Below are 16,439 nucleotides of genomic sequence, written 5' to 3' on the forward strand. Positions count from 1 at the left end.
AACGCAAGTTGCGTTCGGGCGATTGCCGGGGGCCACTCGATTAACAGATCCCGTCAAACGTCCGCCTGCCGGGCAGCCACGCGAACGGGCGAAAGCGTGGATTACGCTCTGAGGCATGGCCGACGCACCGTACAAGCTGATCCTCCTCCGCCACGGCGAGAGCGAGTGGAACGAGAAGAACCTGTTCACCGGCTGGGTGGACGTCAACCTCACCGCGAAGGGCGAGAAGGAGGCGACCCGCGGCGGCGAGCTGCTCAAGGACGCCGGCCTGCTCCCCGACGTGGTCCACACGTCCCTCCAGAAGCGCGCGATCCGCACCGCGCAGCTCGCGCTGGAGTCCGCGGACCGCCTGTGGATCCCGGTCCACCGCTCGTGGCGCCTGAACGAGCGCCACTACGGCGCCCTGCAGGGCAAGGACAAGGCCCAGACGCTCGCCGAGTTCGGCGAGGAGCAGTTCATGCTGTGGCGCCGCTCCTACGACACCCCGCCGCCGGCGCTGGACGTCGACGCCGAGTACTCCCAGTTCTCCGACCCGCGCTACGCGACCCTCCCGCCGGAGCTGCGCCCGCGCACGGAGTGCCTGAAGGACGTCGTCGTCCGCATGCTTCCGTACTGGTTCGACTCGATCGTCCCCGACCTGCTGACCGGCCGCACGGTCCTGGTCGCCGCGCACGGCAACTCCCTGCGCGCCCTGGTCAAGCACCTGGACGGCATCTCCGACGCGGACATCGCGGGCCTGAACATCCCGACGGGCATCCCGCTCTCCTACGAACTGGACGCCGACTTCAAGCCGCTCAACCCGGGCGGCACGTACCTGGACCCCGAGGCGGCAGCGGCAGCGATCGAGGCGGTCAAGAACCAGGGCAAGAAGAAGTAAGCGCCCACGATCGAGCCCCCTGCCTGCGGTTCCTCGCGGGGAGGGGGCTGGTTCGTACCCTCTGGTACTGCCCGGGGCATCGAGGACATGCGCCTGATCTTCGGCCGGGTGCCGGTCGACGATCGGGCCTACGACCGCGCATCGCGGGTCCAAGTGCTCCTGACCGAGCGCGGGCAACACCGCAGCGCCGGAGCCGTCGACCTCGTGGTGGCCGCCACCGCCGAGTTGCAGGGGCTGACCCTGCTGCACCGTGACCGGGACTTCGAATGCATCGCCGCTGTCACGGGCCAGGCGCTCCAGTGGTACGGACCCGAAGCAGGCAAGTGAACCCGGGCACCTGCCTATGCTCACCCCATGGCGTCCGCAGGGCGTCGTCGGACCCGAGGCGGGCCGGATATTCGGTGGCGGACGTGGGCCGGGCCGTCCACCATGCCCGCATGGTCCCGGACGAGCACACCAGTGACATGACGACGACGCGGTGGACGCAGGCGACCGTCCACCCCGACATGTGGGTCGACCCGGACGACGACCCCCGCGAGACCGACGCCGAGCCCGTCGGCGAACACGGGCTCCTCCTCGACTACCTGCGCACCTACCGCCTCACCCTGGAGATGAAGTGCGCGGGCCTGGACGCCGAGCAGATGGCCAGGCGGTCCGTGCCGCCGTCCACGATGTCCCTGCTCGGGCTGGTCCGGCACCTGACCGAGGAGGAACGGCACTTCCGCCGCGTCATGGCCGGCGAGGACGCCCCGAAGCTGTACCGCACGGACGAGGACCGCGACGGCGACTTCAACGGCGCGCTGCCCGACCAGGCGGTCATGGACGAGGCATGGCGCCAGTGGCGGACGGAGACCGAGCGCACCGACCGCTACCTCGCCGGCGTCACCGACCTCACCACCCCGAACGCCGGCCACAGCGACCTCGGCCCCGAGCCCGGCGGCCGCCTCCAGCTGCGCGATGTCCTGCTCGCACAGATCGCGGAGTACGCCCGCCACTGCGGCCACGCCGACCTCCTGCGCGAGCGGGTCGACGGCCGCGTCGGGCAGTGACCGCCCGGCCCCGCCGGGAGGGAGCCGGGGAGCCGGTCCGCCGGTGCGGCTGACGCGCGGCCGGATTCCGGGGGATCCGGCTTCGTGGGGAGTGCCCGCATCCCCGGTCGGTACGGGGCGCCCCGGCCTACGACCGCGCTTCGTCGATGGCAGGCACCGGCACGAGGGCCCCGCTCGGGGCAGCCGCCCCGCTCAGGACACCGTCAACGGCACCGGATGGATCTCGTCCGCCTTGTGCCCGGCCCGCTCGTGCACACGCTGGACCGCCTCGGCCGAGGGGGCCTCGGAGAGGCAGTAGACCAGGCCGGACTCCGGGTCCGCCCAGGCCTTCTCGAACGTGACCCGTTCCTCGTCCTGGATGGCGAGGTCCGCGTTGTGGGCCTCACGCAGTTGATCCTCCGTGATGCCCTTCATGCTGTGGTGGACATCCATGAACTTGGCCATGGCCCGTGCCTCCTTCCCGTACGGCACTCCACGCCCGTCACTCACCCCCGCACCTTCCATGCTCCGCCCGTACGGTCCGGCGGGCGACCCCAAAGCGCCGCAGGGCTCCAACGCCGCAGGGCTCCAGCGCCGCAGGGCCCCGGCGCACCGCCGGGGCCCTGCGGGTCGTACGTGGAAACCGCCGGCGTCAGCCGCACTGGCAGGGGCTGCCCGACTGGCACCCGCACCCGCAGCCCGAGCCGCAGCCGCACGCGGCGATCAGGGGCAGGTTCCTGAGCTCGGCGGGCTGCTCGGTCTCGTGCTGCTGCGTGGGGTCGGGCGCGGTGCTGGGGGATTCGGCCATGGGTCCCTCCTCGAGGCTGGTGCCTGAGCCCATTGGACGCCCGGTCCGCTGGGCGCATCAACGGCGCACAGAGGCGCCCGCGCGCCTTGACCGAACCCCGCCCGCCCCGGTGCACGCCCCGGCGAAACCGGGGTTCAGGCCCCTTCCGCCCCCGCCACCGCCTGGATGTCCGGCTGCACGTCCATCTGGAGCTCGTCCGCGTGTTCGCCCGTCACCAGGTACACCACGCGCTTGGCGACCGACACCGCGTGGTCGGCGAACCGCTCGTAGTAGCGGCCGAGCAGCGTGACGTCCACGGCCGTCTCGATGCCGTGCTTCCAGCGGTCGTCCATCAGGTGCTGGAACAGCGTGCGGTGCAGCAGGTCCATCGCGTCGTCGTCCTGCTCCAGCTGCAGCGCCAGGTCGACGTCCTTGGTGATGATCACCTCCGCCGCCTTCGCCATCAGGCGCTGCGCGAGCTGGCCCATCTCCAGGATCGTGGCGTGCAGGTCGCTCGGCACCGCCCGGTCCGGGTAGCGCAGCCGCGCCAGCTTCGCCACGTGCTGGGCGAGGTCGCCCGAGCGCTCCAGGTCGGCCGACATGCGCAGCGACGTCACGACGATGCGCAGGTCGGTCGCCACCGGCTGCTGCCGCGCCAGCAGGGCTATCGCCCGGGCCTCCAGCTCGTGCTGGAGCTCGTCGACCTTCTGGTCGGCCTCGATCACGTTCTCGGCCAGCTTCAGGTCGGAGTCGAGCATGGCGGTCGTGGCGCGCCCGATCGCCGACCCGACCAGCCGGGCCATCTCCACCAGACCGTCGCCGATCGAGTCCAGTTCCTCGTGGTACGCGTCCCGCATCAGGGTTCCCTCTCGTGCGTTCAAGTCGGGGGTTCAAGGGCCGGGCCCCCACCGACAAACCGGCGGTACGACCGTCGTATGACCGACGGTCCGCACCCCACGCTCCCACGTTCCGGCCCGTACGCGTCCGTTTCCGGCATCCCAAATGAACCAATACTGGCTCCAAGGTGAACTCTGGGCGACGAGTGTTCGAGCTCGCAGTCCGACGGCTGTGGAGGGTGCCCGGACCATGCCTAACCTGGGTGCATGGACGTGAACGCGGCGGTCGCCGCAGTGGCAGCGATCGCCGGGGTGCTCACCGGCGTCATCGCCATGCTGGCGTTCCGCTGGAGTGAGCGCGAGCAGAAGCGCCCCACCCGCAGCTCCCTGCACACGGACGCGGTGCTCCCGCCGGGCGTGGACACCGTGCTGTCGGTCCTGCGCTCTTCCGCGGTGGTCCTCGACGAGGCGGACGGCGTGGTGAAGGCCAGCTCGGCGGCGTACGCCCTCGGCCTGGTCCGCGGCGGCAAGCTCGCCGTGGAGCCGATGCTGCAGATGGCCCGGGACACCCGGCGCGACGGCGAGATACGCCAGGTCGAGCTGGACCTGCCCCGGCGCGGCACCGGACGCGGAGAGGCCCTGGCCGTCTCCGCGCGGGTCGCGCCGCTCGGTTCCCGGCTGGTGCTGCTGCTCGTGGAGGACCTGACCGAGGCCCGCCGCATCGAAGCGGTCCGGCGGGACTTCGTCGCCAACGTGAGCCATGAGCTGAAGACGCCGGTCGGCGCCCTGTCGCTGCTGTCCGAGGCCGTCATGGACGCCTCCGACGACCCCGAGGCCGTGCAGCGGTTCGCCGGACGCATGCAGATCGAGGCGACCCGGCTGACCAGCCTGGTGCAGGAGCTCATCGACCTGTCGCGGGTGCAGAACGACGACCCGCTGGAGGACGCCGAGCCGGTCCGCGTCGACGAACTCGTCGCCGAGGCCATCGACCGCTGCCGGCACCAGGCCGGCACCAAACAGATCACCATGGCCGCGGGCGGCACCGCCGACCTGCACGTGTGGGGCAACCGCGGCCAGCTCGCCGCCGCACTCGGCAACCTCGTCGAGAACGCGGTCAACTACTCTCCCGCCCGCACCCGCGTCGGCATAGCGGCCCGCAAGGTGAGCGCGGCCGGCGGGGAGCACATCGAGATCGCCGTCACCGACCAGGGCATCGGCATCTCCGACAAGGACAAGGAGCGCATCTTCGAGCGCTTCTACCGCGTCGACCCGGCCCGATCCCGAGCCACGGGTGGCACGGGGCTCGGGCTGGCCATCGTGAAGCACGTGGCCGCCTCGCACGGCGGCGAGGTCACCGTGTGGAGCGCCGAAGGCCAGGGCTCCACCTTCACCCTGCGGCTGCCGGACGCCCCCAAGACCCGCGACCGCGCCGCACATCAGCAGCCCGCCCGGGACGAACGCGCCTCAGGCGCGGGCCTTGACGAGGCCGGGCGGTCGACCCCCACATCCCCCGATTCCACTGCGTACGAAACGCTTCCCGCCCCGGAGGTCCTTCCGTGACCCGTGTGCTCGTCGTCGAGGACGAGGAGTCCTTCTCCGACGCCCTGTCGTACATGCTCCGCAAGGAGGGCTTCGAGGTCGCGGTCGCGACCACCGGGCCCGACGGACTCGACGAGTTCGACCGCAACGGCGCCGACCTCGTCCTTCTCGACCTGATGCTGCCCGGCCTGCCGGGCACCGAGGTCTGCCGCCAGCTGCGCGGCCGTTCCAACGTCCCCGTCATCATGGTCACCGCCAAGGACAGCGAGATCGACAAGGTCGTCGGTCTGGAGATAGGAGCCGACGACTACGTCACCAAGCCGTTCTCCTCGCGCGAGCTGGTCGCCCGCATCCGGGCCGTGCTGCGCCGCCGAGGCGAGCCGGAGGAGGTCACGCCGGCCGCGCTGGAGGCCGGTCCGGTCCGCATGGACGTCGACCGGCACGTGGTCACGGTCGGCGGCACCAAGGTCGACCTGCCGCTGAAGGAGTTCGACCTGCTGGAGATGCTGCTGCGCAACGCCGGCCGTGTGCTGACCCGCATGCAGCTCATCGACCGGGTCTGGGGTGCCGACTACGTCGGTGACACCAAGACCCTCGACGTCCACGTCAAGCGCCTGCGCGCCAAGATCGAGCCGGACCCGGGCGCCCCGCGCTACCTGGTGACGGTCCGCGGCCTGGGCTACAAGTTCGAGCCGTAGACCGGCCCCGGACGCCGACGGCCGTAGACCGGCCCGGACGCCGACGGCAAGAAGGGCGGGACCTCTCCTCGGAGAGGTCCCGCCCTTCACGTGCTCGGACGGGTCAGTGCCCGGCGCCGGCCGTCGCGCTCGCGGAGGCCGCGTCGGTCGGCGTGGCCGGCGACTCCGCGCCGCCCGGCGTCTCGCCCGCTGCGGGGCTCTCGGTGCCGGCCGGGGAACCCGAGGCGCTGTTCGAGGGCGCACCGGACGGGGACGCCGAGGCGCCCGGCGCGGCCGGGACCTCGGTCGGGCCCCACTCCTTGAAGTAGTGCTCGGCCGGGACGACGAACGCGCGCAGGCTCACGTCGCCGGTCTTGCTGAAGGTGAAGGTGACCTTCTGGGCGTTGCCGTCCCGCACGGCCTCACGGCTGCTCGGCAGCATCGCCGTGGCGTTGTCCTTGCCGCCCACGATCAGCGAGCCGCCGGCCGGGATGGTCAGGCTGCCGCCCTTGGCCGGCTTGAGCTCGGCGGTCTTGCCGGTGCCGGGCAGGGTGATGGACTCCAGCGTCTGGTCGGTGCGGCCCTCGTTGAAGAAGGTGGCGGAGATCGCGGCCGGGCCGGTCGACTCGAGGTCGGGCTGCGTGATCACGATCGCGTTCTGGATCTTGATGTCCCCGACGCTGGTGGCCGCGTTGTCCGGCTTGATCTCCAGGGTCTGGGCGTTGTGGCCGGCTCCGCACGCGGCGAGCGAGGCGACCGAGATCGCGATGGCGGCAGCGGCGAGGACGCCGCGTCGAAGGCTGCTGCTCACGGCGGCGGCAACTCCTTGACTCGAACGGAGCGGCCGATAAAGCCGCCCTAAGTGTCTGTCAGCGGGCCTTAGGTTACCGAGCCGTTCCCACGTGGCCGCACCCGACCCCCCGGCGGCTCCGATCTCACCTGCGCCTCAGACGACTCCTCCGCCACAAGTGACTCGTGCGTCACATTGCCGGGTGCTCGTCCGGCATTCACATAAGACTCCGGTGCGGTACCGCAAAACTTCCGTGAAGGAATGCGCGCGCCGCCCGGAAAATCGATCACCCACGGCCCGCCCGGGCGCCGCGTGATCAATTCCGGATTCGACCGGAAGCCGGCTCGGGCCGCCGAACGGAGTAGCGGAAGTCGATCACATGGAACCGGACATACCGGGATGTTCGACCATCTGGAGGGGGGTCCGGATGCGTGTAACGTACGGGTTTCGCTCGGCCCGGAGAGCCGCTCCCACCTGCGAATACCTTCTTCCACTCCCTGTCCGAAGCACGTTCCTGTCGGAGTTGTCAAGCCCCGAGATATGCCCTGACCTGCGAAAACGCCATTCAGAAGACGCCGTATCCGTGTTACCCTGGATAGCCACGGAAGGGGTACCTGTCACATGACGTTCAAGGTTGGCGACACCGTGGTCTATCCCCATCACGGGGCCGCGCTGATCGAGGCCATCGAAACTCGCCAGATCAAAGGCGTGGACAAGACCTACTTGGTGCTGAAGGTCGCCCAGGGCGACCTGACGGTACGTGTGCCAGCGGACAATGCGGAGTTCGTCGGCGTGCGTGATGTGGTCGGTCAGGACGGGCTGGACCGGGTCTTCGAGGTGCTGCGCGCGCCGTACGCCGAGGAGCCCACGAACTGGTCCCGTCGATACAAGGCAAACCTGGAGAAGCTCGCCTCCGGCGATGTCATCAAGGTCGCGGAAGTCGTGCGTGACCTGTGGCGTCGTGAGCGCGAGCGCGGACTCTCCGCCGGTGAGAAGCGCATGCTCGCCAAGGCCCGCCAGATTCTGGTGAGCGAGCTCGCGCTCGCGGAGAACACCAACGAGGACAAGGCCGAGGCCCTGCTCGACGAGGTTCTCGCCTCCTGAGGGGAAGCCGGTCGCTCAGCACTCTGCTGATCAACTCTGCACATCGAAATGCCGCGGTGCCCGATGACGTATTCCCCGTCGCCGGGCGCTGCGGCATGTTCGTACCCCGGCGCCGATGCGCCGTCCACCCGGGATGTGTTATCACTCACGACCCGGTGCTCGGCGTGCCGGGCCCGGGCAGCCGGCTCGACCAGCGTCACGGAAGGGTCCGGTCGAGCGCGTCGCGCCCGGCACTCCTCCAGGCCATACCCACGCCAGGCCAGCACACAAACCTGACAGGAACCGATGTCTGACGATTCGCGTCCCTCGCCGTCCGCCGCCCCCGCGACGGCCCGTACGGCGGTCGTGATCCCGGCCGCCGGCCGGGGTGTACGGCTCGGCCCGGGCGCCCCCAAGGCGCTCCGCGCGCTCGGCGGCACCCCCATGCTCATCCACGCGGTCCGCGCGATGGCCGCCTCCCGCGCCGTCTCGCTGGTCGTCGTCGTGGCCCCGCCCGACGGCGCCGCCGAGGTCAAGTCGCTGCTCGACGCGCACGCGCTGCCCGAGCGGACCGACTTCCTGGTGGTGCCCGGCGGGCAGACCCGCCAGGAGTCCGTCAAGCTCGGCCTGGACGCGCTGCCGCCGGGGCACGACATCGTGCTGGTGCACGACGCGGCCCGGCCGCTGGTCCCGGTGGATACGGTCGACGCCGTGATCGAGGCCGTACGCGACGGTGCCCCGGCCGTGGTCCCGGCGCTGCCGCTCGCCGACACGGTCAAGCAGGTCGAGCCCGCGCGGTCGCCCGGCGAGCCGGAGCCCGTCGTCGCCACGCCGGAGCGCGCGCGGCTGCGGGCGGTGCAGACGCCGCAGGGCTTCGACCGGGACACGCTGGTCCGGGCGCACGAGACGGTCACCGGGGACGTCACCGACGACGCCGGCATGGTCGAGCAGCTCGGTCTCACGGTCGTGGCGGTCCCCGGCCACGAGGAGGCCTTCAAGGTCACCCGCCCCCTGGACCTCGTCCTCGCCGAGGCGGTCCTCGCCCGCAGGAGGCTCAACGATGGCTTCTGACGCCTTCCCGCTGCCCCAGGTCGGCATCGGCACCGACATCCACGCCTTCGAGGAGGGCCGCGAGCTGTGGTGCGCCGGCCTGAAGTGGGAGGGGGAGGGCCCGGGTCTCGCGGGCCACTCCGACGCGGACGTCGTCGCGCACGCCGCGTGCAACGCCCTCTTCTCCGCCGCGGGCCTCGGCGACCTCGGGCAGCACTTCGGCACGGGCCGCCCCGAGTGGTCCGGCGCGTCCGGTGTCACGCTGCTCACCGAGGCGGCGCGGATCGTGCGGGAGGCGGGCTTCCGCATCGGGAACATCGCCGTACAGGTCGTGGGGCCCCGGCCGAAGATCGGCAAGCGCCGGGACGAGGCGCAGAAGCTGCTGTCGGAGGCGGCCGGCGCCCCGGTGTCGGTGTCGGGCGCGACCACGGACGGCCTGGGCTTCCCGGGACGCGAGGAAGGCCTGATGGCGGTGGCGACGGCCCTGGTGGTACGGGCCGGGTGAGCCTCCGGGGCGGATCGGGGCCGCGCACTCCCCACGGCCCACTACCCTAGGAACCGTGACCATTCGCCTGTACGACACCAGCGCCCGGCAGATCCGTGACTTCTCCCCGCTCAAGCCGGGTTGTGTCTCGATCTACCTGTGTGGCGCCACCGTGCAGGCCGCACCGCACATCGGGCACATCCGCTCCGGCCTGAACTTCGACATCATGCGCCGCTGGTTCGAGTACCGCGGCTACGACGTCACGTTCGTGCGGAACGTCACCGACATCGACGACAAGATCATCGCCAAGTCGGCCGACCAGGGCCGCCCCTGGTGGGCCATCGGCTACGAGAACGAGCGGGCGTTCAACGACGGCTACCGCGCCCTGGGCTGCCTGCCCCCGACGTACGAGCCGCGCGCCACCGGCCACATCACCGAGATGGTCGAGATGATGCGCGGCCTCATCGAGCGCGGGCACGCCTACGTCGCCGACGGCAGCGTCTACTTCGACGTCCGCTCCTTCCCCGCCTACCTGGCGCTGTCCAACCAGGACATCGACGACCTGCGCCAGCCCGACGAGGGCGTCTCGGGCAAGCGTGACCCGCGCGACTTCGCCATGTGGAAGGCCACCAAGCCCGGCGAGCCCGACTGGGAGACGCCCTGGGGCCGCGGCCGGCCCGGCTGGCACCTGGAGTGCTCGGCGATGGCGCACAAGTACCTGGGCACCGCCTTCGACATCCACGGCGGCGGCCTCGACCTGGTCTTCCCGCACCACGAGAACGAGATCGCGCAGGCCAAGGCCTACGGCGACGACTTCGCCCAGTACTGGGTGCACAACGCCTGGGTCACCATGAGCGGCGAGAAGATGTCCAAGTCGCTCGGCAACTCGGTGCTGGTCAGCGAGATGGTCAAGCGCTGGCGCCCCATCGTGCTGCGCTACTACCTGGGCACCCCGCACTACCGCTCGATGATCGAGTACAGCGAGGAGGCCCTGCGCGAGGCCGAGTCGGCGTTCGCGCGGATCGAGGGCTTCGTGCAGCGCGTGGTCGAGAAGGCCGGTGCCGTCGAGCCGGCCGCCGAGGTGCCGCTCGCCTTCGCCGAGGCGATGGACGACGACCTGGGCGTGCCGCAGGCACTGGCCGTGGTGCACACCACGGTCCGCCAGGGCAACAGCGCGCTGGCGGCCGACGACAAGGAAGCCGCCGTGGCCCGGCTCGCCGAGGTCCGCGCGATGCTCGGCGTCCTCGGCCTCGACCCGCTGGACCCGCAGTGGGCCGGGGAGGGCGACCGGGGCGAGGACCTGCACGGCGTGGTGGACACGCTCGTGCGCATGGTCCTCGACCAGCGCGAGGCGGCCCGGGCCCGCAAGGACTGGCCGACCGCGGACGCCATCCGCGACCAGCTGGGCCAGTCCGGCCTGGTCATCGAGGACAGCCCGCAGGGCCCGCGCTGGAGCCTCGGCCCGCGCTAGCCCGGCCGCGGCCGGAAGATCGATTGTGCCGCCCGGGCCTCCGGGCGGCACACTTCATAGACGTACGCACTTCACCGCCTCACGGCGACAGCAGAGACAGGTAGGTCATGGCAGCCAACAACCGCCGCATGTCCGGCAAGAAGGGCGCGCAGGTCGGCAGTGGCGGCCAGCGGCGCAAGGGCCTGGAGGGCAAGGGCCCCACCCCGCCCGCCGAGATGCGCAAGGGACACAAGAAGAACCGCATCGCCGGCGCCAAGAGCCGGCAGGCCGCGCGCCGCCCCGCGGCCCGGGGCCGCGGCGGCAAGTCCACCTCCGAGCTGGTCGTCGGCCGCAACCCGGTCTACGAGGCGCTGCGCGAGGGCGTGCCCGCCTCCACGCTGTACGTCCAGCAGTTCATCGACAACGACGAGCGCGTGCGCGAGGCCCTGCAACTCGCCGCCGAGCGCGGCGGCATCAACCTCATGGAGGCGCCGCGCCCCGAGCTCGACCGGATGACGAACGGCCTGAACCACCAGGGCCTGGTCCTCCAGGTCCCGCCGTACGAGTACGCGCACCCCGAGGACCTGCTCGACGCGGCCGCCGACGAGGGCGCGGACCCGCTGATCGTCGCCCTCGACGGGGTGACCGACCCGCGCAACCTGGGCGCGGTCGTGCGGTCGGTCTCCGCCTTCGGCGGGCACGGCGTCGTGGTGCCCGAGCGGCGGGCCGCCGGCATGACCGCCGGTGCCTGGAAGACGTCCGCCGGTACGGCCGCCCGGACGCCCGTCGCCCGCGCCACCAACCTGACGCGCGCGCTGGAGGCGTACCAGAAGGCCGGTGTCGTGGTCGTCGGTCTCGCCGCCGACGGTGACGTCGAACTGACGGAGCTGGAGGCTTTGGAGGGCCCGGTCGCGATCGTCGTCGGCAGCGAGGGCAAGGGGCTGTCCCGGCTGGTCGGGGAGACCTGCGACTTCCGCGTGCGGATCCCGATGCCGGGCGGCGCCGAGTCGCTCAACGCCGGTGTGGCGGCGGGCATCGTGCTGTACGAGGCGGCCCGCCGCCGCGCCTGAACAGGCGTCCGGAATCTCACCCGTGCGGGGTAATTCCGGGGTCATCGGGGCGACGAGGACAAGCTTGACGGGGTCCGGACAGATAGGGCGGGTCAAAGCAGTGTCCTAACCCGACGTCACTCGGTTAGATGAGTGTGGACACCAGAACACCCCGCACACCCACGGGGGACCGCTCGTCGGGACTCGACGACGCTCCCGCGCTGAGCATGGTGAAGGTGCCGAGCGACCCGGCGCAGGTCATCGTCAACCACGCGAGTTTCCGCGTGCAGTTGGGCGGTTCGACGCGTCGCGTCCAGTCCCCCCGGGTCGCACGGCATCTGAACGCCACCGAGGACACCGCCCGCATCCCCGTCGTCACCGCCGGGGGCGCGGCGGACGGGGCCACCGCCCGGCGCCGGCCGGTCGTCTGGAGCGGCAGATCGGCGCCCGACGACACCGGCGCCCACCGCCTCCTGCAGGCCGTGCGGCACGAGAGCGTCCGCCACACCGAGGAGCCCCCCGCCGACGCGGGCGCCACCCAGGTCATCTCCCGCGTGGACGCCGGCCACCAGGGCGCGGGCTACGCCACGGGGTACCCGGGCGACGGCTACGAGGACGAGCTCGTCCAGACCGTCGAGACCCCCGTCGTCGGCCCCCAGCGCTCCCACGACCCGGTCGACGGCACCCGGCTGCTGCCTCCCATGCGCACGGTCGGCAGCGCCTACGACGAACCCGGCTACGCCGAACCCGCCTACACCGAGGCCGACTTCGAGGACCTCCCCGCCGGGGAGGAGAGGGCCGGGCGGCGCTCCAGGCGCCACGGTGACGACCCGGCGCGGCACGCCTACTACCCGGGCCGCCGGATGAACCTCGGCGTCGTCCTGCTCCCGCTGCGCGTCTTCCTCGGCTTCATCTCCATCTACGCCGGCATGGGCAAGCTGTGCGACCCGGTCTACTTCGACGGCGGCAAGCGCGGCTCCATGGTGAAGTGGCTCAACACCCTGCACCCCTGGGAAGTCGCCGAGCCGCTGCGCCAGTTCGCCCTCGAACACCCGGTGGGCTCCGGCCTGGTCATCGCCTTCGCGCAGGTCATCGTCGGCGTCCTGACGGTCCTCGGCTGCTGGCAGCGCGTGGCCGCCGCCTTCGGCGCCCTGCTCTCCGCGGCGCTGCTGGTCACCGTCAGCTGGAAGAGCGTCCCGGCCTACGAGACGCCCGACATCATCTACCTCGCCGCCTGGTCCCCGCTGATCATCGCCGGTGCGCCCGTCTACTCCGTCGACGGCCGCCTGGCCGGCAGTGCCTGGCGCCGCCTCGGCCCCCGCGCCGACATCTGGGACCTGCGCCGCTACGTGCTGCGCCGGGGCGCCCTGGTCACCGCCGTGGCCATCGGTCTCACGCTGCTCGTCGGCTCGCTGCTGGGCGGTGCCGTGCGCGACGCCGACCGGGTCGTCGTCCCGGGCCCCGGCGAGGCCCCGCGCAACGAACTGCCGGGCTCCCCGCTGCCCGGCGAGCCCGGCGGCAAGCGGCAGGAGAAGCGGACCCCGTCGGCCTCCTCCTCGCCCACGCAGGGCGCCACCGCCGGCTCGGCCAGCCCCAGCGCGGGCACCACGACCAGGCCGGACGCCACCCGCGAGGCCGGCACGGTCACCGGCGGCTCCCCGAGCCAGACGCAGGGCACCGGGGGACAGGCCCCGCCCCAGCAGTCCTCCCCGGTCGACCAGGCCCCGACCACGACCTCCGGTCCCACCTCCGGCGGCACCGCCACGGGCGGCTCGGGCTCGACCGGCGGGGGCGGCACGGGCGGCGACGGCTCCTCGTCCACGGGCCGGCCGGGCCTGGTGGGCGGCCTGCTGGGCTAGCCGGCCGACGTACGCGACGAGGGCCCCGCACCACCCGGTGCGGGGCCCTCGTCGCGTACGGGGGTGCTGCCGGAGCCCTCAGCGCCCCAGCGCCGCCAGTTCCTTGGCCGCCTCGGTCAGGTCCTTCGCCGTGTCGATGGCCCGCCAGTACGACCCCTGCGGGATCGTGAACCCGGCCAGGCGCCGCTCACGGGCCAGGTGCGGGAACGTCGTCCGCTCGTGGTCCCCCCGCTGCGGCAGCAGCCCCGCGAACTCGGGGGAGAAGACGTAGACGCCCGCGTTGATCTCGAACGTGGAGGGCGGCGCCTCGATGAAGTCGGTGATGTGACCGAAGCCGTCGGTCTTCACCGCGCCCCACGGCAGCCGGGGCCGGGCCAGCGCCACCGTCGCGATCGCGTCGCGCTCGGCGTGGAAGTCCGCCATGTCGCGCAGTGAGAACCGCGTCCAGATGTCCCCGTTCGTGGCGTACCAGGGCCGGTCGGGGTGCGGCAGACGCGCCGCGGCGTACCGGAGACCGCCGCCGCGGCCGAGGGGCTCGGGCTCGACGACGGTGGTGACGGAGAGGGGCAGGTCGGCCGTCTCCAGCCACTGCTGGAGCACATCGGCGAGGTGGCCGCAGGAGACCACGACGTCCGTCACGCCCTCCTCGGCGAGCCAGGACAGCTGATGGCCGATGATCGGAGTCCCCGTCCCGGGGATCTCGACCATCGGCTTGGGCCGGTCGTCGGTGTACGGACGCAGCCGGGAGCCCTGGCCGCCGGCCAGAACGACGGCTTGAACGGGGCGGGACGCGGCGTTCGGATCGCTCATGAGACCGAACTGTACGGGGCGTCCCGCCCGGGACGACGGGGGGAAGAGGCTTCCCGCGTCGGCCGTGACCGGCGTTCCGCTGTTCTCACCCGGCGGTCGGCGCCGGGGCCGCGCGCTCAGCTGTGTGCCGCGGCGACACCTGTGGCGAAGGCCGTGTCGCAGACCGGGCGGGCGTAGGACTGGGCGCGGGTCGGGCCGTACACCCGCACGGCCGCCTGGCCGAGGGCGCGGGCGATGGACGCGCAGTGCTTGGCCAGCGACGGGCGGCCGTTGACGGCCTGCTGGAGGTGGGTGAGGGCGACGCCCGGGTCCTCCTCCTGGAGCTCGGTCAGCAGTCTGTCGCGCAGGACGTCCTGCGGGGCGCGCTTGGCGGCGCGCGAGGCGCCGGCGGACGTGGCGGTGTCCGCTGCGGTGAGCACCGGGTCGGTGGAGTAGCCCGACCAGTTGACTCGGGTGACCGCGAGGGTCCCGGAGAGCACCAGGACGACGGGCAGGACGAAAGCGAGGGTGCGGCCGACCCGGCGGGCGGGGCCCCGGCCGCGTCGCGTCTGAGGGTTGTTGGAGTGCTTCACGCGTGTGAGGGTAGCGCCCGGTAATGGTTTGTAGACATTTAGTCACCGGTTCGGGGGATGAGGAAGTGCCCCTTTTTGGGTACCGGGTTGACGCACAACGCTCGAAACGTCCGGTCTGCCGGGGTATTTGTCGACAACGAGAAGGGCCCCGCAGCAGCTCGCGGGGCCCTCTTCGTCAGAACCGGGTGATTCACCCGGAGTGGTGGGTGCGTCGGTTGATCAGTCGGAGAGGCGCTCGCCGCTCGACGTGGAGAACACGTGGGTCTCGCCGGAGCGCGGGACGACGCGCAGCTGGCTGCCCTTCTCCGGGACGTCCCGGCCGTTGACGCGGACGACGAGGTCCTTGGCCTCGTCGCCGAGCTTGGCGGTGCCGTAGACGTAGGCGTCGGCGCCGAGCTCCTCGACGACGTTGACGGTGACCGCGAGGCCATGGTCGGACTCCGGGCCGGCCACGTCGAAGTGCTCGGGGCGGACGCCGACCGTGACGGTCTTGTCGCTGGTGGCGGAGAGCGCGTCACGCTGCACCGGCACGACCGAGTTGCCGAACTTCACGCCGCCGTCGGTGACCGGCACCTCGACCAGGTTCATGGCCGGGGAGCCGATGAAGCCGGCCACGAAGAGGTTGGCGGGACGGTCGTACATGTTGCGCGGGGTGTCGATCTGCTGGAGCAGACCGTCCTTGAGGACCGCCACGCGATCGCCCATCGTCATGGCCTCGACCTGGTCGTGGGTGACGTAGACGGTGGTGATGCCCAGGCGGCGCTGGAGCGAGGCGATCTGCGTACGGGTGGACACGCGCAGCTTGGCGTCCAGGTTGGACAGCGGCTCGTCCATGAGGAACACCTGCGGCTCACGCACGATGGCGCGGCCCATGGCGACACGCTGGCGCTGACCGCCGGAGAGCGCCTTCGGCTTGCGGTCCAGGTACTCGGTGAGGTCGAGGATCTTCGCGGCCTCCTCGACCTTCTGCCGGATCTCCGCCTTGTTGACGCCGGCGATCTTGAGCGCGAAGCCCATGTTGTCGGCGACGGTCATGTGCGGGTAGAGCGCGTAGTTCTGGAACACCATGGCGATGTCCCGGTCCTTCGGCGGCAGGTGCGTGACGTCGCGGTCGCCGATGCGGATGGCGCCGCCGTTGACGTCCTCGAGCCCGGCGAGCATGCGGAGCGAGGTGGACTTGCCGCAACCGGACGGGCCGACGAGGACGAGGAACTCGCCGTCCTCGATGTCGATGTCGAGCGCGTCGACGGCGGGCTTGGTCGAGCCCGGGTAGATCCGGGTCGCCTTGTCGAACTGCACAGTGGCCATGGTGAGTGAACCCCTTCTACCGGCAGGAACGTGCCGGACGATCCGAGTAGGAAGGCGGTGCCACGACGGTGTTCCGTTGTGGTGCAGTCCACGCGTGTGAACTGGCTCAGGACGGTACCTGGCGTTCACACGTCTGTCAGCAGTTCCGGGCATGTGAACTTCGCGGAAATTTTCGAAGCGCCCCGGGCCGGCCCGAACTCCGTGGCTGCCGGTAACGGGCTCTGTGTACAGTGGTGCCGC

At 71.7% G+C, this 16,439-nt stretch carries 17 protein-coding genes and 1 pseudogene; 11 read left to right on the forward strand and 7 right to left on the reverse strand.

Annotated features, from left to right (window positions below; all coding sequences use genetic code 11):
• Nucleotides 1-115 precede the first annotated feature (115 nt).
• The 3 genes and pseudogenes from ACPXCS_RS30180 to ACPXCS_RS30190 all read left to right on the forward strand — a co-directional run bounded on the left by ACPXCS_RS30180 (nt 116) and on the right by ACPXCS_RS30190 (nt 1,926).
• Nucleotides 116-877, forward strand: a complete 762-nt coding sequence (locus tag ACPXCS_RS30180; protein WP_425951022.1) for a phosphoglyceromutase — start codon at nt 116-118, stop codon at nt 875-877.
• Nucleotides 878-946: 69 nt separating this feature from the next.
• A pseudogene (locus ACPXCS_RS30185) lies at nt 947-1,204 on the forward strand (PIN domain-containing protein); the annotation flags it as partial.
• A gap of 110 nt (nt 1,205-1,314) precedes the next feature.
• Nucleotides 1,315-1,926, forward strand: coding sequence for a DinB family protein (locus tag ACPXCS_RS30190; RefSeq protein ID WP_425951023.1), 612 nt, complete (start codon nt 1,315-1,317; stop codon nt 1,924-1,926).
• Nucleotides 1,927-2,118: 192 nt separating this feature from the next.
• Here ACPXCS_RS30190 and ACPXCS_RS30195 read toward each other — a convergent pair whose 3' ends face one another.
• From ACPXCS_RS30195 to phoU, 3 genes are all read right to left on the reverse strand, one after another.
• Entirely contained in the window at nt 2,119-2,370 is a 252-nt protein-coding gene (locus tag ACPXCS_RS30195) for an SCO4226 family nickel-binding protein (protein ID WP_425951024.1), read from the reverse strand.
• Nucleotides 2,371-2,557: 187 nt separating this feature from the next.
• Complete coding sequence (locus ACPXCS_RS30200) at nt 2,558-2,713, reverse strand: hypothetical protein (RefSeq protein ID WP_425951025.1); 156 nt, start codon at nt 2,711-2,713, stop codon at nt 2,558-2,560.
• A 134-nt stretch (nt 2,714-2,847) separates the two neighbouring features.
• The gene (gene phoU / locus ACPXCS_RS30205) at nt 2,848-3,549 is read right to left on the reverse strand and encodes a phosphate signaling complex protein PhoU (protein WP_425951026.1); all 702 of its coding nucleotides are present in this window, start codon (nt 3,547-3,549) and stop codon (nt 2,848-2,850) included.
• Nucleotides 3,550-3,795: 246 nt separating this feature from the next.
• On the opposite strand from phoU, the gene ACPXCS_RS30210 reads away from it, so the two are divergent.
• Entirely contained in the window at nt 3,796-5,088 is a 1,293-nt protein-coding gene (locus ACPXCS_RS30210; RefSeq protein ID WP_425951027.1) for a sensor histidine kinase, read from the forward strand.
• Nucleotides 5,085-5,765, forward strand: a complete 681-nt coding sequence (locus ACPXCS_RS30215; protein WP_425951028.1) for a response regulator — start codon at nt 5,085-5,087, stop codon at nt 5,763-5,765. The genes ACPXCS_RS30210 and ACPXCS_RS30215 overlap by 4 nt, the downstream gene beginning before the upstream one ends.
• Nucleotides 5,766-5,868: 103 nt before the next feature.
• On the opposite strand, the gene ACPXCS_RS30220 is transcribed toward ACPXCS_RS30215, so the two are convergent.
• A complete protein-coding gene (locus tag ACPXCS_RS30220) occupies nt 5,869-6,555 on the reverse strand; it encodes a DUF461 domain-containing protein (protein ID WP_425951029.1) in 687 nt (228 codons plus the stop codon).
• A gap of 600 nt (nt 6,556-7,155) precedes the next feature.
• On the opposite strand from ACPXCS_RS30220, the gene ACPXCS_RS30225 reads away from it, so the two are divergent.
• The 6 genes from ACPXCS_RS30225 (at nt 7,156) to ACPXCS_RS30250 (ending at nt 13,509) form a co-directional block, all read left to right on the forward strand.
• On the forward strand, nt 7,156-7,638 hold the full coding sequence (locus ACPXCS_RS30225) for a CarD family transcriptional regulator (protein WP_003953493.1): 483 nt from the start codon (nt 7,156-7,158) through the stop codon (nt 7,636-7,638).
• A gap of 285 nt (nt 7,639-7,923) precedes the next feature.
• A complete protein-coding gene (gene ispD / locus ACPXCS_RS30230) occupies nt 7,924-8,688 on the forward strand; it encodes a 2-C-methyl-D-erythritol 4-phosphate cytidylyltransferase (protein ID WP_425951030.1) in 765 nt (254 codons plus the stop codon).
• Nucleotides 8,678-9,172 carry a 2-C-methyl-D-erythritol 2,4-cyclodiphosphate synthase gene (gene ispF / locus ACPXCS_RS30235; RefSeq protein ID WP_425951031.1) on the forward strand — a complete coding sequence of 165 codons (495 nt, stop codon included), beginning with the start codon at nt 8,678-8,680 and terminating at the stop codon, nt 9,170-9,172. Before ispD ends, ispF begins: the two co-directional genes overlap by 11 nt.
• Before the next feature lie 55 nt (nt 9,173-9,227).
• Nucleotides 9,228-10,622, forward strand: coding sequence for a cysteine--tRNA ligase (cysS, locus tag ACPXCS_RS30240; RefSeq protein WP_425951032.1), 1,395 nt, complete (start codon nt 9,228-9,230; stop codon nt 10,620-10,622).
• A 107-nt stretch (nt 10,623-10,729) separates the two neighbouring features.
• On the forward strand, nt 10,730-11,671 hold the full coding sequence (rlmB, locus tag ACPXCS_RS30245; RefSeq protein WP_425951033.1) for a 23S rRNA (guanosine(2251)-2'-O)-methyltransferase RlmB: 942 nt from the start codon (nt 10,730-10,732) through the stop codon (nt 11,669-11,671).
• A 128-nt stretch (nt 11,672-11,799) separates the two neighbouring features.
• Entirely contained in the window at nt 11,800-13,509 is a 1,710-nt protein-coding gene (locus ACPXCS_RS30250; RefSeq protein WP_425951034.1) for a DoxX family protein, read from the forward strand.
• Nucleotides 13,510-13,587: 78 nt separating this feature from the next.
• Here ACPXCS_RS30250 and ACPXCS_RS30255 read toward each other — a convergent pair whose 3' ends face one another.
• The 3 genes from ACPXCS_RS30255 to ACPXCS_RS30265 form a co-directional block, all read right to left on the reverse strand.
• Nucleotides 13,588-14,319 carry a nucleotidyltransferase family protein gene (locus ACPXCS_RS30255; RefSeq protein ID WP_425951035.1) on the reverse strand — a complete coding sequence of 244 codons (732 nt, stop codon included), beginning with the start codon at nt 14,317-14,319 and terminating at the stop codon, nt 13,588-13,590.
• A 116-nt stretch (nt 14,320-14,435) separates the two neighbouring features.
• Complete coding sequence (locus tag ACPXCS_RS30260) at nt 14,436-14,891, reverse strand: hypothetical protein (protein WP_425951036.1); 456 nt, start codon at nt 14,889-14,891, stop codon at nt 14,436-14,438.
• 219 nt (nt 14,892-15,110) lie between these two features.
• Nucleotides 15,111-16,199 carry an ABC transporter ATP-binding protein gene (locus tag ACPXCS_RS30265; RefSeq protein WP_425951037.1) on the reverse strand — a complete coding sequence of 363 codons (1,089 nt, stop codon included), beginning with the start codon at nt 16,197-16,199 and terminating at the stop codon, nt 15,111-15,113.
• Nucleotides 16,200-16,439 lie beyond the last annotated feature (240 nt).

Source organism: Streptomyces sp. DT190 (assembly GCF_049846985.1).
Classification (GTDB): domain Bacteria; phylum Actinomycetota; class Actinomycetes; order Streptomycetales; family Streptomycetaceae; genus Streptomyces.

Coding starts and splice junctions, on each gene's coding strand:
- ACPXCS_RS30265 (WP_425951037.1), bottom strand. CDS start 16,199: ATGGCCACTGTGCAGTTCGACAAGGCGACCCGGATCTACCCGGGCTCG.
- ACPXCS_RS30225 (WP_003953493.1), top strand. CDS start 7,156: ATGACGTTCAAGGTTGGCGACACCGTGGTCTATCCCCATCACGGGGCC.
- ispF (WP_425951031.1), top strand. CDS start 8,678: ATGGCTTCTGACGCCTTCCCGCTGCCCCAGGTCGGCATCGGCACCGAC.
- ACPXCS_RS30190 (WP_425951023.1), top strand. CDS start 1,315: ATGGTCCCGGACGAGCACACCAGTGACATGACGACGACGCGGTGGACG.
- ACPXCS_RS30195 (WP_425951024.1), bottom strand. CDS start 2,370: ATGGCCAAGTTCATGGATGTCCACCACAGCATGAAGGGCATCACGGAG.
- ACPXCS_RS30200 (WP_425951025.1), bottom strand. CDS start 2,713: ATGGCCGAATCCCCCAGCACCGCGCCCGACCCCACGCAGCAGCACGAG.
- ACPXCS_RS30180 (WP_425951022.1), top strand. CDS start 116: ATGGCCGACGCACCGTACAAGCTGATCCTCCTCCGCCACGGCGAGAGC.
- ACPXCS_RS30250 (WP_425951034.1), top strand. CDS start 11,800: ATGAGTGTGGACACCAGAACACCCCGCACACCCACGGGGGACCGCTCG.
- ispD (WP_425951030.1), top strand. CDS start 7,924: ATGTCTGACGATTCGCGTCCCTCGCCGTCCGCCGCCCCCGCGACGGCC.
- phoU (WP_425951026.1), bottom strand. CDS start 3,549: ATGCGGGACGCGTACCACGAGGAACTGGACTCGATCGGCGACGGTCTG.
- rlmB (WP_425951033.1), top strand. CDS start 10,730: ATGGCAGCCAACAACCGCCGCATGTCCGGCAAGAAGGGCGCGCAGGTC.
- ACPXCS_RS30210 (WP_425951027.1), top strand. CDS start 3,796: ATGGACGTGAACGCGGCGGTCGCCGCAGTGGCAGCGATCGCCGGGGTG.
- ACPXCS_RS30255 (WP_425951035.1), bottom strand. CDS start 14,319: ATGAGCGATCCGAACGCCGCGTCCCGCCCCGTTCAAGCCGTCGTTCTG.